This window comes from Undibacterium sp. 5I1, from assembly GCF_034314085.1.
Lineage (GTDB): Bacteria > Pseudomonadota > Gammaproteobacteria > Burkholderiales > Burkholderiaceae_D > Undibacterium.
Genome location: NZ_JAVIWI010000001.1, coordinates 811,182 through 826,405, shown reverse-complemented (window position 1 = coordinate 826,405; position 15,224 = coordinate 811,182). Strand labels below are relative to the sequence as shown.

The window sequence follows — 15,224 nt, the reverse complement described above, 5'->3', positions numbered from 1 at the left end:
TTTTTTATAAAACTCAAGACTTACTCAAAATTATCTCAGTAAGGCATGGCGGCGGGGTAATGTTTTAGAGATGTAACGCACTTGGAGCAGTTTTACGTAAGTCTCGAAACGAAGGGGAATTCCGTTCTCAGAAAATTAACGCACAGCTAAGACATCAAGTAGTACAATTTTTTTTGCAAACACATGTTCGAAAGACTACATCACCCTACTAAACGGAGGTCAGCATGAAGCACATGAATACGATTTTGATACTGGAACATACAGAAGAAGTATTTGAAAAATTGACTTGCGATGTCTGCGGCGCAGAGTCAAAATGGGATGAGGACTGGAGCACTGAAGAAAGTCAAAAAGTCACAACTACGATCGAGTTATACGAAGAAGTTTCTCTCGCCAGTGGAGGGCAATCGACCCAAACCCAATATCATATTTGCCCAAAATGTTTTAAAGATCATTTGTCAAAATGGTTTGAAAGCCACAGAAATAACAAACCAAGCGAAATAAAGTCGGTCTGGTAAAGCTGAGTTTATTTAGTACCGGGCTGTATTAACAGAACTTATTAACAAAGCTTTATTAGCTCAGCCTGACTTTAGATCTTAAAACGACTTTGAACGGCTGTGCTCTGTCAACCGCAAACTGTATTATTGACAAATAATTATTTTATTAGTGGCGATCAGATGTAGTCCTTGTTTTTCGGGTTGAATCCTCAGCAATCTAAATTAGATCAAGCTCTCCCTCGGGTATAATCTAGGGTTTGATTTAAATACTTTAGAAGAAAAATATGGAAGCCGAACGCCTCAATAGCCTGTCCGCCCTGCTCATCGACCTGACTGGTCGTGAAGCCGAACTTCGGAGGTATCTTTGACTTCGATGTCAAGTCAGAGAAACTAGAGCAAGTCAACGCCGAGTTGGAAGATCCCAAAGTCTGGGAAGAACCTAAGCGTGCCCAAGAACTGGGCAAAGAAAAAAAATCCCTTGAAGCCATCGTGCATACGCTGACTAAAATCGATATCGATTTGCGTGATGCCAGCGACTTATTCGCAATGGCGCGTGAAGAGAGTGATGACGACACTTTAGAAGCGATCGAAGCGGACGCACAAACACTCAAAGGCTTAGTTGAAGGCATGGAGTTCCGCCGGATGTTTAATAATCCGATGGATCCAAATAACTGCTTTATCGATATTCAGGCAGGTGCTGGCGGTACTGAGGCACAAGACTGGGCATCGATGCTGTTACGTCAATACTTACGTTATTGCGAACGTAAAGGTTTCAAGGTCGAAATTCTGGAGCAATCTGATGGTGAAGTTGCCGGTATCAAGACCGCAACTCTGAAGGTGGAAGGCGAATACGCTTACGGATTTTTGCGCACCGAAACCGGCGTGCATCGACTAGTTCGTAAGTCACCGTTTGATTCTGCCAACGGTCGCCATACCTCGTTCTCAAGTTTGTTTGTCTACCCTGAAGTGGATGAATCGTTTGAAATTGATATCAACCCTGCTGATGTCCGCGTAGATACCTATCGCGCCTCCGGTGCAGGTGGTCAGCATATTAATAAAACCGATTCCGCCGTGCGTCTGACCCACGGCCCGTCCGGTATCGTAGTGCAGTGTCAAAATGATCGCAGTCAACACCGTAACCGCGCCGAAGCATGGGAGATGTTGAAAGCCAAATTGTTTGAGCTGGAATTGCGCAAACGTATGAGCGAAAAACAAAATCTGGAAGACACTAAAACCGACGTCGGCTGGGGTCATCAAATTCGTTCCTACGTACTGGATCAATCCCGCATCAAAGATCTACGTACGAACTTTGAAATGGGCAATACCAAAGCAGTTCTGGATGGTGATCTGGATGACTTTATCGCGGCCTCACTCAAGCAAGGCGTCTAAATCTAGTGCCAATCTAGTGCAAATTCAGCACGAGCTCAGCGCAAATTTGGTGGTTGCAAAGTCCATCACTGAATTTGCCAGCTACGGATAAGTAAATAAATTACATACTGAGAGAAATTTCATGTCAGACCAAACTCATAACGCAGTATCGGCAGAAGTCGTAGTCGATGAACATTCCATCATCACCGAGCGTCGCGCTAAGTTGGATGCCATTCGCAAGCAAGGTATTGCTTTCCCAAATGACTTCCGTCCGCAACATAAAGCTGCTGCTTTACAAACGCAATATGGCGCGACGACGCGTGAAGAGCTGGAAGAGTTGAATATTACGGTGGTGGTTGCTGGTCGTATGATGCTAAAGCGCGAGGCTGGCAAAAAAGCTGCCTTCGCTACTCTGCAAGATGCCTCTGGCATTAAAGCAGATGGTCGTATTCAGTTGTACGTCACCTCCGACAAAACTGGCGAAGCCGAGATGGAAGCGTTCCGTCACTATGATCTGGGTGATATTTTAGGTATCGAAGGTACGCTCTTCAAAACCAAGACAGATGAGCTGACGATCAAAGTCACGACATTACGCTTGCTGACTAAATCACTGCGCCCTCTTCCAGATAAATTCCATGGACTGGCAAATCAAGAAACGAAATATCGTCAACGGTATGTTGATCTGATCATGAGCGAGGAAACGCGTCGCACGTTTAAAGCGCGTACCGCTGCGATGACTTCGATCCGTAATTTCATGATCAATAATGAGTTTATGGAAGTAGAAACACCGATGTTGCACGTCATCCCTGGCGGCGCCGCGGCGAAACCTTTCATCACACATCACAACGCGCTCGACATGCAAATGTATCTGCGTATCGCGCCAGAACTGTATCTGAAGCGTCTGGTGGTCGGCGGTTTTGATCGTGTATTTGAAGTCAATCGTAACTTCCGCAACGAAGGTGTCTCGCCGCGTCATAATCCAGAATTCACTATGATGGAATTTTACGCAGCCTATGTGGATTACAAATGGCTGATGGATTTTACTGAGCAAGTCATCCGCAAGGCCGCAGAGGATGCGCATGGCACAGCAGTCCTGACATACCAAGGCAAAGAGCTGGATCTGAGTAAGCCTTTCCAACGCTTGACCATTGTCGGTGCGATCAACAAATATGCGCCGCGTTACACCAATGAACAACTGCATGACGCCGACTTCATCAAAACAGAATTGCTCAAGTTTGGCGTAAAACCGTTTACGACAGCAGGTCTGGGGGCATTGCAACTAGCTTTGTTTGAAGAAACAGCAGAAGCACAACTGTGGGAGCCGACCTACATCATCGACTATCCAGTTGAAGTGTCGCCATTAGCGCGCGCCTCTGACACCGTCGCTGGTATCACTGAGCGTTTTGAATTATTTATGACTGGCCGTGAAATCGCTAACGGCTTCTCTGAGTTAAATGATGCGGAAGATCAGGCGGCACGCTTCCAGGCGCAGGTAGCAGCAAAAGACGCTGGTGACGAAGAAGCCATGTATTACGATGCAGATTACATCCGCGCATTGGAATACGGCTTGCCACCGACCGGCGGTTGCGGCATTGGTATTGATCGTTTGATGATGTTGATCACTGACTCGCCCAATATCCGTGATGTGATTTTGTTCCCGCATCTGCGTCGCGAAGAATAATCGTGCTGTAAGCTAGAAATCCTCAGGGACTGTAAAATTTGCAGTCCCTTTTTATTTTGCTTCATTTGCAAAACCCTTCGTCAAATTGATCGAGCGCTATGACAAAAACTCCGATGACAGCAACTGCAGGCACGACTCCCATACACCCTCTCAAAAAACTACTTAGCTATTCAAAAAAATACCGTACTGATTTTCGTCTGGCGACGCTATATTCGGTTCTGAATAAATTTTTTGATGTCTTGCCAGAAGTTCTGATTGGCGTCGCTGTTGATATTGTCGTTAATGGTGATAAAAGCTTTTTAGCAAAAAAAATCCTCGGTAACTTTGGCGTCGTTGATACCTGGCATCAATTAGTATTACTGGGTATTGTGAATGCCATTGTATGGGGCGGAGAGTCCTGGTTTGAATATCTACTTTGTCTGAAATGGCGCAAGCTCGCCCAAAATTTGCAGCATGACTTGCGATTAGATACTTATGACCATGTGCAAAAGCTGGAGATGGCATACTTTGAAAATCAGCGCACCGGCAATCTGATGTCGATACTGAATGAAGACATCAATCAAATGGAACGCTTTTTAAATGGCGGCGCTAATCAGATCATTCAGGTGATCTGCTCCTCTTTGATGGTCAGTGCCGTGTTCTTCGCCTTGCAACCTTCGCTAGCCATCATTTCTTTGCTGCCCGTACCGGCGATACTGATTGGTGCATTCTGGTTCCAAAAACGCTTGGCACCACGTTATGCAGAAGTGCGTGAGGCCGCAGGTGACGTCAGTGCGCGCCTGAATAATAATCTGCTCGGACTCGCCACCATCAAAGCCTTTGCTACAGAGAATTTTGAAAGCGCCCATATTGCCCAAGCTAGTAACGCCTATCGCGATGCGAATGGGCGCGCGATTGCAATAAATTCAGCCATCACGCCAGTCATACGGATGGCGATTCTGGCTGGTTTTACCGCGACCTTGGTGTATGGCGGCTGGCTGACAATCCATGGACAGTTGGCAGTTGGTGCTTATTCTGTGCTCGTATTTTTAACCCAGCGTTTGCTATGGCCAATGACCGGATTGGCAGATGTGGCCGATATGTATCAGCGATCTATGTCGGCGATTGATCGTGCGATGAATTTACTGAACACGCCGATCAAGATTACCTATGAGGGTGCGCATTTGCCACCGCATCAGGTCCAAGGTGAATTACGCTTTGAAGAGCTCGGCTTTGCCTATGGTGACACGACCACGCTGAAGAATATCAACCTGCATATTCCTGCAGGCAAAACAGTGGCGTTTGTCGGGTCAACTGGATCGGGCAAATCAACTTTAGTGAAACTGCTATTACGTTTTTATGAATCACAGTCGGGGCGGATTTTGCTGGACGGCCAACCCATTAATGACATCAACTTACAGGATTTGCGCCGTTCGATCGGTTACGTAGCACAGGATAGTTTTTTAACCGATGGTACGATTGCCGAGAATATTGCGTATGGTCTGAGTGGCATATCGGAACAGGCAATTGCTGATGCAGCACAAGCGGCGGAGGCGACTGAATTTATCAACAAACTGCCGTTAGGATTTGCCACCCGCATCGGTGAGCGCGGCCAAAAATTGTCTGGCGGTCAGCGTCAGCGTCTAGCATTGGCAAGAGCAATTTTAAAAAATCCGCCTATCCTTATTTTGGATGAGGCGACTAGCGCGGTCGATAATGAAACTGAAGCCGCGATCCAACGCAGTCTGGATGTCGTCAGTCGCAACCGCACAACCATCGTGATTGCACATCGCTTATCGACAATCCGTCAGGCTGATTGCATCTATCTCTTAGAATCGGGTGAGATCGTTGAAAGCGGCACGCATGAACAATTGCTGGCGCTCAATGGCGGCTATGCGTCATTATGGCGTTTACAAACAGGCGAAAGGATGACGACAACATGAACAAATCATTCAAATACGGGATTGTAGGAATACTCGCTGGTGTCATCGGTGTCGCTATTTACGGTGCCGTCGCCTATGTAACGCATGTAGCGCCTGCGACCAGTAGCACCGTTAGCATGCCGATTCAAGCATTTGCGGTCGATCCGAGTTGGGTCAAGTCGGGCCAACCCAACTTTAAAGCCGTTGAGTTTTCAGCGGCAACGGACGGCAGCTCAAGCTCAGGCATTTTTGAAGCTGAAGGACCATCCACCTTTGAGTGGCATTACCAATTGGACGAGTCGATTTATGTCTTGAGTGGCGGCGTGGAGATTGATTATCTCGGCCAGCACTTCACCTTAAAGGAAGGCGATACGGCATTTTTCCGCGCTGGCACGGTGGCATTGTGGCATGTGCCAGTGGGTATCAAAAAAACCTGGACGCTTTACAATCCGGGCAAACTAGCTCACTGGCTAGGACGTCTGAGTAAATAATTCTGTCGAAGCAACTAGGCAAGCAAACCGAAACCGCACTGAATCACCACTAAGGCAGCCCCAAAGTCAGAAAACCAATTTGTCGTTTCTATGATCCAGAAACGACAAATTCCTACAAATCATTCAGAAATATACTACTCACTGTATTTTTAAACGTCCATATATAATCTGGACTTCAACCATGATTTATGCCTATACTCCCCTTTTTTTTATCAATCCTAGGGGCTATGCAGCGGAAAATTTACTCGCTAATGCCAATGCACTGGTGAAGGCATTCTCAACACGTCCCGATCCTGCCAGCCCTGCTGCAAACCAGTCACCGCACACGCCTATCCCCTGTTTCGCATTCCATAAGCAATCCTCTGCGATTGGCTCCACTGCTTGCGCATAACGCCAGCGATGGGCGACGGCGTGAATAGGCTGGATTAGTGATCCTGTTGCCTCATGAAAAGCCCTGGACAACTTCTCTTTGGCACGCTCGTTATCATCTTCCAGATGTTCTATGCTCCACTCTTGCGTCGCATGACAAACCCAACGCTCGCCCACCCGATGTGATGGTTTAGCAGTGTCGCTGGCGATCCAGCCCAGGCGTGAATTGCTGACCCAGGCACCCTCATATGGCAAATTAAGCGGCGTCTGAAAACCCAACATCAAAGTCCAGCACGGTGTCAGATGAACTTTGGCAGTTTGCTTCGCCATGGCAGGAGCCACTCGCAGCAAAGGTGTTGCCTGCTCTGGCGGAATCGCCAGCAGTACCGCATCAAAAGGCCCTGCCGATGCCGGGACAGGCACCATGTCGGATTTGATCGATAGTATCCATTGCTTTTCGAAAGCTACAATCGCAACCACTTGCTGCTCGGTGCGAACATCCAGACCATGTGCCAGTTGCTTACCCAAAGAACTCATCCCGGGAACCGCGACATATCGTTTGGCGGAGTTTCCAGTTGGCTTACTCAGACCATGATCCAACGTCACTAGCTTACTTTCCCAAGGCACAACCCAACCTAATTTGCGCCAATCGTTAATCTCTTTTTTAAAGCGATCCGAAGTCGCCGTGAAATACTGTGCGCCATGATCAAAACCACCTAGCTCTGTCATACGGGTGCTCATACGTCCGCTAACACCACGGCTCTTCTCGTACACCGTCACATGATGACCCTGGGACTGTAATTGACGGGCGACAGTGAGTCCTGCTAATCCTGCTCCAACGATGGCGATTTGCATATAGTTCCTTCAAAAATTTGAGCAAAAGAAAACGCCCGCAAATCAGATCTGCAGGCGTCGTTTTATTCTGTACGGGTATTAAAAAATTGCGACAAACTGAGCAAGGCTTGAACTGGGGGAGTGACGAAAAATTGCCCCTGCAACGCACGTCGGCGGCGGCAATGCAAAAAGTACTGCACCGCCAAATCACGCCGCAAAGGCGGTTTTGCGTCGATCCGCAAAGTCATTATTCTTCCTGCTGTTCTACTGGCCAATCACGGATATACGCTTTCAGCATTTTGTTCTCAAAACTTTGCGCTTCGAGCACTGCTCTTGCCACGTCGTAGAAGGAAATAATACCTAGCAGTGTTTTCGCATTCATCACTGGCAGGTAGCGGGAATGTTTTTCCAGCATCATACGGCGTACTTCATTGACCTCGGTATCTGGAGTGACAGTCAATGGATGATCATCCATATATTTGCGCACAGTGCCGTTACCTAAGGAGCCGTTATTGGCATGGATCGCACGGATCACTTCGCGGAAAGTAAGGATGCCGGACAAATCGCCGTATTCCATCACCACCAGCGAACCAATATCCTTTTCTTCCATCACACTGACCGCTTCTGAAATCGGAGTATCGGGAGTAATGGTGTAAAGAATATTGCCTTTTACCTGAAGAATTTCTGAGACTTTCATACCGCTCTCCTCTTTGTCATCAGTTGACATTGACTGATGTTTAATTTTTTGTGCCAACGAACGCAAGATTGGTCAACACATTTGATGTTGTATGTTCAATGTATCGCAAGCATCGCAAAAAATCCAGCACAGATGCCAACTAATTTGCACGAAGGCATAACAATTTCAAGTAAACCGCCTCATTTTCATAGCAGAACAGGGGCGCAAGCGCATCCCAAACATCGGTGTTTCGATGGTAGCATTAGCACACTAAAAATCAGGAGAACAACAACATCATGAGCGGTCCAAAATACCACGGCTTTGACACTCTTTCCCTGCACGCTGGCGCGGCACCAGACCCGGTAACCGGCGCACGTGCAACGCCAATTTATCTGACATCCTCGTTTGTCTTTAAAGATTCTGACCATGCGGCATCCTTATTCAATATGGAACGCGCTGGTCATGTTTACTCCCGTATCTCTAACCCGACCAATGCCGTGCTAGAAGAACGTATTGCCGCATTGGAAGGTGGTGTCGCTGGGATTGCGGTTGCCAGCGGCCAGGCCGCCATGCATTTAGGCCTCGCAACGATTGCCGGCGCAGGCTCTCACGTAGTAGCCTCACGCGCCCTGTACGGTGGTTCGCAAAACTTGCTGGCTTACACCATGAAGCGCTTTGGCATAGAGACGACCTTTGTTGACCCTCGCAATCTGGATGCATGGCGTGCGGCTATCCGCCCTAATACTAAAGTGCTGTTTGCAGAAACCTTGGGCAATCCCGGCCTGGATGTCTTGAATATTGCGGCGGTCGCAGAAATCGCTCACAGCCATTATTTGCCATTGATGCTGGACTCCACCTTCACGACGCCTTATCTACTGCGCCCATTTGATCATGGCGCTGATCTGGTATTCCATTCGGCAACCAAGTTCTTATGTGGTCACGGTACGGCGATCGGAGGCCTACTGGTCGATGGCGGTACATTCGACTGGCAACAAGCGTATGAAAAAACCGGACATTTTGCCGAGCTGTGTGAGCCTTATGATGGTTTTCACGGCATGGTGTTTTCAGAAGAATCCACCGTCGCAGCCTTCTCATTACGCGCACGGCGCGAGGGTTTGCGTGACTTTGGTGCCAGCATGAGCCCACACAATGCCTTCGCTATTCTGCAGGGAATAGAAACGCTGGGACTACGCATGGACAGGCATGTTGCTAACACCCGCAAAGTAGTCGAATTTTTAGTCGCCCATCCAGCCGTCGAATCAGTCTCGTATCCAGAACTGGAATCTCATCCTGATTATGAACTGGCTAAAACCTTGCTACCCAAAGGTTGTGGTGCTGTATTTTCTTTCAGTATTAAAGGCAACCGCGCCGCTGGTCAGCGTTTTGTCGAATCTTTAAATTTATTCTCGCACCTCGCGAATGTCGGTGATGCAAAATCACTGGTGATTCATCCCGCGTCAACGACGCACTTCCGCGTCCCGGCAGAACAATTGCTTGCCTCCGGTATTACCGAAGGCACCATGCGTTTATCGATAGGATTAGAGAATGTCGATGATTTGATTGAAGACTTGGCGCGTGGCTTAAAAGCTGCTCAGAAAGGAGCCTGAGATGCTACTCACCGTTCATGACCACATCGCATTCTGCTACACAGGCGGCAAACAATTCAATCCAGGGCAAGCAACCGTTGTCTTCCTCCATGGCGCACAAAACGACCATTCAGTATGGGCATTACAAACTCGTTACATCGCTCATCACGGCTTTAATGTTCTGGCAGTGGATTTGCCTGGACATGGCCGCAGCAAAGGTGCGGCGCTGACGACAGTCGAACAAATGGCAGATTGGCTGATCGCCTTGTTAGATGCCGCTGGCGGGCAGAAGGCAATGCTGGTTGGTCACAGCATGGGGTCTCTGATTGCCTTGGAAACCAGTGCGCGCGCACCAGAAAAAGTCAGCAAATTAGCCCTCATCGGTACTGCCTATCCGATGAAGGTATCAGACACCTTACTCAATGCTGCACGCGACGAGGAGCAGACCGCCATCGATATGGTGAATATCTGGTCCCATACCTCCATCGCGCATAAACCATCTTGCCCTGGGCCGGGATTTTATGTCATGGGCGGCAGCCAGCGTCTGATGCAACGTATTTCTAAGATCAATCCTGATAAAGTCTTTTATACCGATTTTTCAGCATGCAATGCCTATGCTAACGGTGAGCAGGCGGCGCAGGCGGTTAGCTGTCCAACCCTATTTGTTTTAGGAAAAAAAGACATGATGACGCCGCCCAAAGCGGCAGCCACGCTGCGCACTGCGATCCCGCACAGCAAAACGACATTGATAGAAAATTGCGGACACTCGCTGATGGCAGAACGAGGCGACGCAGTGCTTACAGCCTTGTTTGATTTTATAAAATCGTAAGTACGAGTACGTTGTGCATTCCCTGCCCGCGGCAGTTAGGAGAGAATGCAAGACCTGCTTAAATCACATCATTTTGCCAAATAGAGAAAAAGCATTGCATGAATAACTGGCTATTATTTGCTGCAACTGAAGCAGCGCTTTCATTATCGCCAGGTCCCGCCGTGATGATGGTCGTTGCCTACGGCATCGCACGCGGATGGCGTATTTCGCTGTTCGTCACTTTGGGGATTTTGACCGGGAATGCCGTTTACTTTGCCATCTCTGCGACAGGGATAGGATCGCTCCTTTTGGCCTCTCCCAAGATCTTTATGGCGATCAAATATGCAGGTGCAGCATATCTGGTGTACTTGGGCTTATCCGCTATTTTTGGCAGACCATCCCCGATCACCTTGAGCAAATTAGATAGCAAACCACAGAGCGGCAAACGGATCTTCAGCACCGCAGTGATGCTGCAAATGACGAATCCTAAAGCCCTGCTAGGATTTGTCGCGATTCTGCCGCAGTTTATTGATCCACAAAAACCCATCATCCCACAAATGAGTATCCTTGCTGCATGCTCCATCATTCCAGAATTTTTTATTCTATTGGGCTACGGCATGCTGGCAAACAAAGCTAGCCATTTAGCAACGCAACCCAAGTACAGTGTGATTACAGAAAGAATTGCCGGTAGTCTGGTGTTGGCCGCCGGCGTATTGGTAGCCCTAGTTTAAACCGTCAACTAGATCAATCTGCTTTAGTTGGAGCACGATACGACATGCAAAACGATAACGCGATGCATCGAATATGGCAGGTCATTCTGACTGAGGTCAGACAATTACTGGTCTGGAATACGCCTAGCAGATCTTGGCATATCGCCTTAATCGTTTCCTTGTGTATGGGAATTCCCGTATTTGCTGGCGCCTATTTTGGTAAGCAAGATTTCGGCATTCTGGTTGGTATGGGAACGCTGGTGATTTTATACTTGCCTAAGACGTCTATTGCGCACCGCATGCTGACGCTAGTCGCATGTTCATTCGGTTTTTCGGTCTGTTTTACCTTAGGCTTATGCGCCAGCTTTGATCCCTATGTATCAGTCGCGGTGATGACGCTCACCGTTCTGCTGATCGACGTCATTTGTCGCTATTATTCTTTGCCTCCACCCGCCAGCTTCTTTTTTATCCTGATGATCGCAGTCGGAAGCACCATGCCGTTTAACCTTGCTGGGATACCAATGCGGGTAGGACTGATTTCGATCGGTGGCATGCTGGCTTGCTTAATCGCTTTGATCTATTCTTTGGCCATCGCAAACAAACCCATCAAACTCTCACCAGTGCCGCCGGTAGACCGCGACATCTTTGCGATCCTGCTCGAATCCTTGGTTATTGCCAGCTTCGTCGGCGGATCGTTTTTACTCTCACGCCTGCTGCATTTAAATAATCCCTATTGGGTACCGGTATCCTGTGCGGCGATTATGCAAGGTGCTACCTTCCGCTTGATCTGGCATAAGAAAGTCCATCGCATTATAGGTACCGCATTGGGTATGGGGCTGACATCCATTATTTTTTCATTGCCATTAAACGTCTGGACCTATGCACTGGCCATCACGGTATTACAATTTATCGTTGAAATGCTGATCGTCAGAAATTACGGCGTTGCCGTGATTTTTATTACCCCACTGACTATGTTATTTGCAGAAGGTGCCTCTGTCAGAGTGCCTCCCGATTCGTTGGTACTGACACGCTTGTTCGATATTATTTTGGGTAGTCTGATCGGCGTCGCCGGAGGATGGGTATTGCATCATCCTAAAATTTTGACCTATGTTGCTGGTAAGGTGAAATCAAAAACACAGACGACAATACAAGTCAAAACCGACAAAGACCTAGAATAAAGAAACGTACGTAAAACAATCTAAGGAGACCATCATGAGTCAAAAATACAGCAGTTTCGCCGAATTTTATCCCCTCTATTTAAGTGAACATCGCAACCGCCACTGTCGCCAACTTCACTTTATTGGATCAACCCTAGTGTTGCTCTGTGTGGCAATGTTTATTGGTACCGGCGCCGGAGTATGGTTAATCGCCGCACCTTTATGTGGTTATGGCTTCGCCTGGGTCGGTCATTTTGGTTTTGAGAAAAATAAGCCGGCCTCATTCAAACAACCGCTATATTCGTTCATGGGCGACTGGGTGATGTACTGGCAGCTGTGGACTGGGAAGATTGGGTTTCAGGCAGGTTGAATCAAGAGATTTTCATATAACGTAGCACCTGATAATAAAGGTGAACAAGTTCAATGTTTTGCCTATCCACTTATACCCCATTGGAAACATTTCAAAATGAAGTTATTGAGAAAAGAGTCTATTTTCAATAACGAATTGGGTGTACATCGATTTTCCTAAATTGCCTTAATGCAACTATTACGCCAGCAATTATGGAAAATAAGAGCGGAACAATAATCGTCAAAGCTAACTCTTCGTTTGGATTGCGGGTTGTTACGAATTTTGGGTCGCCAGGCAGATAAATCACAAGTAATTTTCCGTTTACTCCAAGGTCTGCGCATCCGTCGCCTGTCCCATCTAAATTTCTTCCCGCAATGGAATAACGAAAATAACAACGCTGGTGATTTTCAGGCTGTATCTGAGTAATCGTTGCTTCAATCTTTTGACCTTTCTCCGACATCTCATACCATCCCAGCCAACCGGGACCGGAAAGATTCAACATAACAGAAAAAAAAGTAAACGCGAAGAGCGCAGCAGCACTGCCGACTTGTAATGGTTTCACAAAATTATTTGCGCCTTCATCTAAAAAAACAACATACATATGGCTTTTGTAATATCAACTTTTTAGTCGAGTTCTCATCATCAGGTTATCTGGTAAATGAATCAGTTCAGCTCAAAACTCATGTGACATACTGATATGCGGAATCCCTGCCTCTTCAAACACATCACCCTCACGGCTGTAGCCATTGCGGGCATAAAACGGTTCTGCTGAGGTCTGTGCATTGAGTTTGACTGCTTTGTCGCCGCGGTTTCGGGCTTGTTGCATCAAGCTTTGTAGTATCGCTGCGCCGACACCCAGACCGCGGGCGGCACTTCTGACCGCCATGCGTCCGATATGACCATCTGGCAGCAATCGCCCTGTGCCAACGGCTGTACCTTGTGCGTCATAGGCGACGGCATGCAAGCATTGCGCATCCATCTCGTCCCACTCCAATTCGACAGGGATATTCTGCTCGATGACGAAGACGTCATAGCGAATTGCCTGTGCTTCTTTTTGTAGTTCTGCCCAAGAACCCAAGGTGACGCGCACTGCGTCTTTATCTGCTGTTGTAGTCATCATATTGTTTAGGGATGGATATCTAAGATTTTGTCATTATCATACGACAATGAGGATAGAGTTGAACATGAAGTTCAGCGAATATCAAGCCTGTCATTCTGCGCTTGCAGCAGAAATGTAGTGGCACTGATTTTTCAACTAGAGAACGGACTCCTGCCGATATCAGCGGATCAATCAATTCAGACTTTAGCCTGATTCGTCTCTGGCTTACAAATTTCCAGTTTGGAAATGATCGCACGCCATTGCTCGGGTACGGCAACTCCTTTGCGCACGGCAGTGTCAGCATAGACGTAGAACAACTCACCAGAAATCAGATGCTGATCGCCGATGTATATCTCTAGCACAAAGCGCAGGGATGAATTGCCGATTGCTGCGCAGCGTACGCCAATCTCCAGCACATCATCAAATCTGGCGGGCGCCATATATTCGACAGTGGCTTTGCGGGCGAACAGCTCTTTGCCCTGCTCCGCTTGCACCGTGACATTAGGCAAATTGGTAGCACGCCAGTATTCAGTAAAAGCGACGTCAAAATACGTCAGGTAGTGGCCATTGAAAACGATGCCTTGCATGTCGACTTCTGACCAGCGTACCCGCAGCGAATGAAAAAAAGTAAAATCAGTACGTGCCATTTTATTGCTCTAAAAATCCACGGATCAATTGATTAATACGCGCAGGCTGTTCATGGATAACCCAATGACTACCTTCTGGTATGCGCACGACTTCTAAATCGTCGATAAAGTTCTCTAGCCCATCGAGCAGAGTTTTTGGCAGAGCCTTATCGGTCTCGCCCCAGATCACGCGGGTCGGCACTTTGATTTTGAAGTCGTCAGGATTGAGTTGCAGTTGTAATGGTCCTTTATTGCTGTCTGTCGGTGGGTGCAAAGGCGAGGCGCGATAATAATTGACGCCGCCAGTCAAGCCACGTGACCAGCACTCGTGATATTTGGCGCGAGTCTCTGCATCAAACCAGCCCGTATTGGCTTGCCCCATTCCGTTAAAGAATCCTTCCATCAAAGCAAAATCATCTTTGGCGAGCGCTTTCTCTGAACCTTCCGCCCGCAACCAGTTCATGTATTCGCTTGCCGATTTTTGGGAAGGATCCGAACTGAGCGCCTGCATAAACAAGTACGGATGTGGTGAGTTAATGATAATCAACTTGTGCAGCAACTCCGGGAAGGAGATTGCCAGATTCCAGCAGATCGCACCGCCCCAATCGTGGGCGATGATCACGACTTTTTCGTAGCCAAGATGCGCAACTAATAAGCGCAAATCCTCCACAATGTGACGTGCTTTGTAGGCAGACAAATCAGCTGGCATATCCGATAAATTAAAACCCCGCAGATCCGGTGCGACGGCAAAATAATCCTGACCAAACTCGGCCAGCTGAGCCGACCACTCGTACCAGAATTCCGGAAATCCATGGACAAAAAGCAGCAAAGGCTTACCTGCTTCACCGGCACTGGCGTAATGCAGACGAGTACCGTTAGACAGTGATGCAAATTGATTTGATTGTATGACTGCACTCATAATTTCACCACCATAAAATTGATTGGATATTTGGGCATTAAAACTAATAATTACACATACTCCCCCGTGATCATTATAAAAACCAACTCATTGTCCAGATAATATATAGACGATTTATAATTACTAGGAAGGAGTATATTGATTATCCATTGTGCT

Annotated in this window: 17 protein-coding genes; 10 read left to right on the top strand and 7 right to left on the bottom strand. The window is 47.6% G+C overall.

Annotated features, from left to right (window positions below; translation table 11 throughout):
* Positions 1-224: 224 nt before the first annotated feature.
* The 5 genes from RGU72_RS03500 to RGU72_RS03480 all read left to right on the top strand — a co-directional run bounded on the left by RGU72_RS03500 (position 225) and on the right by RGU72_RS03480 (position 5,935).
* Complete coding sequence (locus RGU72_RS03500; RefSeq protein WP_322118405.1) at positions 225-515, top strand: hypothetical protein; 291 nt, start codon at positions 225-227, stop codon at positions 513-515.
* Positions 516-778: 263 nt separating this feature from the next.
* Positions 779-1,883 (top strand): peptide chain release factor 2 gene (gene prfB / locus RGU72_RS03495; protein WP_322118404.1). Its coding sequence is split into 2 segments (ribosomal slippage): positions 779-859 and positions 861-1,883, totalling 1,104 coding nucleotides; the frame shifts between segments, so codons are not numbered across the junction.
* A 121-nt stretch (positions 1,884-2,004) separates the two neighbouring features.
* Positions 2,005-3,543 carry a lysine--tRNA ligase gene (lysS, locus tag RGU72_RS03490; protein ID WP_322118403.1) on the top strand — a complete coding sequence of 513 codons (1,539 nt, stop codon included), beginning with the start codon at positions 2,005-2,007 and terminating at the stop codon, positions 3,541-3,543.
* A gap of 113 nt (positions 3,544-3,656) precedes the next feature.
* On the top strand, positions 3,657-5,465 hold the full coding sequence (locus tag RGU72_RS03485) for an ABC transporter ATP-binding protein (RefSeq protein ID WP_322118402.1): 1,809 nt from the start codon (positions 3,657-3,659) through the stop codon (positions 5,463-5,465).
* A complete protein-coding gene (locus tag RGU72_RS03480) occupies positions 5,462-5,935 on the top strand; it encodes a cupin domain-containing protein (protein ID WP_322118401.1) in 474 nt (157 codons plus the stop codon). Before RGU72_RS03485 ends, RGU72_RS03480 begins: the two co-directional genes overlap by 4 nt.
* Positions 5,936-6,160: 225 nt before the next feature.
* Here the strand turns inward: RGU72_RS03480 and RGU72_RS03475 are convergent, their stop codons facing one another.
* From RGU72_RS03475 to RGU72_RS03465, 3 genes are all read right to left on the bottom strand, one after another.
* On the bottom strand, positions 6,161-7,159 hold the full coding sequence (locus tag RGU72_RS03475) for an NAD(P)/FAD-dependent oxidoreductase (protein ID WP_322118400.1): 999 nt from the start codon (positions 7,157-7,159) through the stop codon (positions 6,161-6,163).
* 62 nt (positions 7,160-7,221) lie between these two features.
* On the bottom strand, positions 7,222-7,386 hold the full coding sequence (locus tag RGU72_RS03470) for a hypothetical protein (protein WP_322118399.1): 165 nt from the start codon (positions 7,384-7,386) through the stop codon (positions 7,222-7,224).
* On the bottom strand, positions 7,386-7,835 hold the full coding sequence (locus RGU72_RS03465; protein ID WP_322118398.1) for a CBS domain-containing protein: 450 nt from the start codon (positions 7,833-7,835) through the stop codon (positions 7,386-7,388). The genes RGU72_RS03470 and RGU72_RS03465 overlap by 1 nt, the downstream gene beginning before the upstream one ends.
* Positions 7,836-8,110: 275 nt before the next feature.
* On the opposite strand from RGU72_RS03465, the gene RGU72_RS03460 reads away from it, so the two are divergent.
* From RGU72_RS03460 to RGU72_RS03440, 5 genes are all read left to right on the top strand, one after another.
* Complete coding sequence (locus RGU72_RS03460; RefSeq protein ID WP_322118397.1) at positions 8,111-9,421, top strand: O-acetylhomoserine aminocarboxypropyltransferase; 1,311 nt, start codon at positions 8,111-8,113, stop codon at positions 9,419-9,421.
* 1 nt (position 9,422) lies between these two features.
* Positions 9,423-10,229: an alpha/beta hydrolase gene (locus RGU72_RS03455; protein ID WP_322118396.1), complete on the top strand. Its 807-nt coding sequence runs from the start codon at positions 9,423-9,425 to the stop codon at positions 10,227-10,229.
* 98 nt (positions 10,230-10,327) lie between these two features.
* Entirely contained in the window at positions 10,328-10,939 is a 612-nt protein-coding gene (locus RGU72_RS03450) for a LysE family translocator (RefSeq protein ID WP_322118395.1), read from the top strand.
* 44 nt (positions 10,940-10,983) lie between these two features.
* Positions 10,984-12,096 carry an FUSC family protein gene (locus tag RGU72_RS03445; RefSeq protein WP_322118394.1) on the top strand — a complete coding sequence of 371 codons (1,113 nt, stop codon included), beginning with the start codon at positions 10,984-10,986 and terminating at the stop codon, positions 12,094-12,096.
* 34 nt (positions 12,097-12,130) lie between these two features.
* The gene (locus RGU72_RS03440) at positions 12,131-12,445 is read left to right on the top strand and encodes a DUF962 domain-containing protein (protein ID WP_322118393.1); all 315 of its coding nucleotides are present in this window, start codon (positions 12,131-12,133) and stop codon (positions 12,443-12,445) included.
* Positions 12,446-12,569: 124 nt separating this feature from the next.
* Here RGU72_RS03440 and RGU72_RS03435 read toward each other — a convergent pair whose 3' ends face one another.
* The 4 genes from RGU72_RS03435 to RGU72_RS03420 form a co-directional block, all read right to left on the bottom strand.
* Entirely contained in the window at positions 12,570-13,025 is a 456-nt protein-coding gene (locus RGU72_RS03435) for a hypothetical protein (RefSeq protein WP_322118392.1), read from the bottom strand.
* A 72-nt stretch (positions 13,026-13,097) separates the two neighbouring features.
* A complete protein-coding gene (locus RGU72_RS03430; protein WP_322121559.1) occupies positions 13,098-13,541 on the bottom strand; it encodes a GNAT family N-acetyltransferase in 444 nt (147 codons plus the stop codon).
* A gap of 179 nt (positions 13,542-13,720) precedes the next feature.
* Positions 13,721-14,170 (bottom strand): thioesterase family protein, encoded by a 450-nt coding sequence (locus RGU72_RS03425; RefSeq protein WP_322118391.1) that lies wholly within the window; start codon positions 14,168-14,170, stop codon positions 13,721-13,723.
* Position 14,171: 1 nt separating this feature from the next.
* Positions 14,172-15,068 carry an alpha/beta hydrolase gene (locus RGU72_RS03420; RefSeq protein ID WP_322118390.1) on the bottom strand — a complete coding sequence of 299 codons (897 nt, stop codon included), beginning with the start codon at positions 15,066-15,068 and terminating at the stop codon, positions 14,172-14,174.
* Positions 15,069-15,224: the final 156 nt, after the last annotated feature.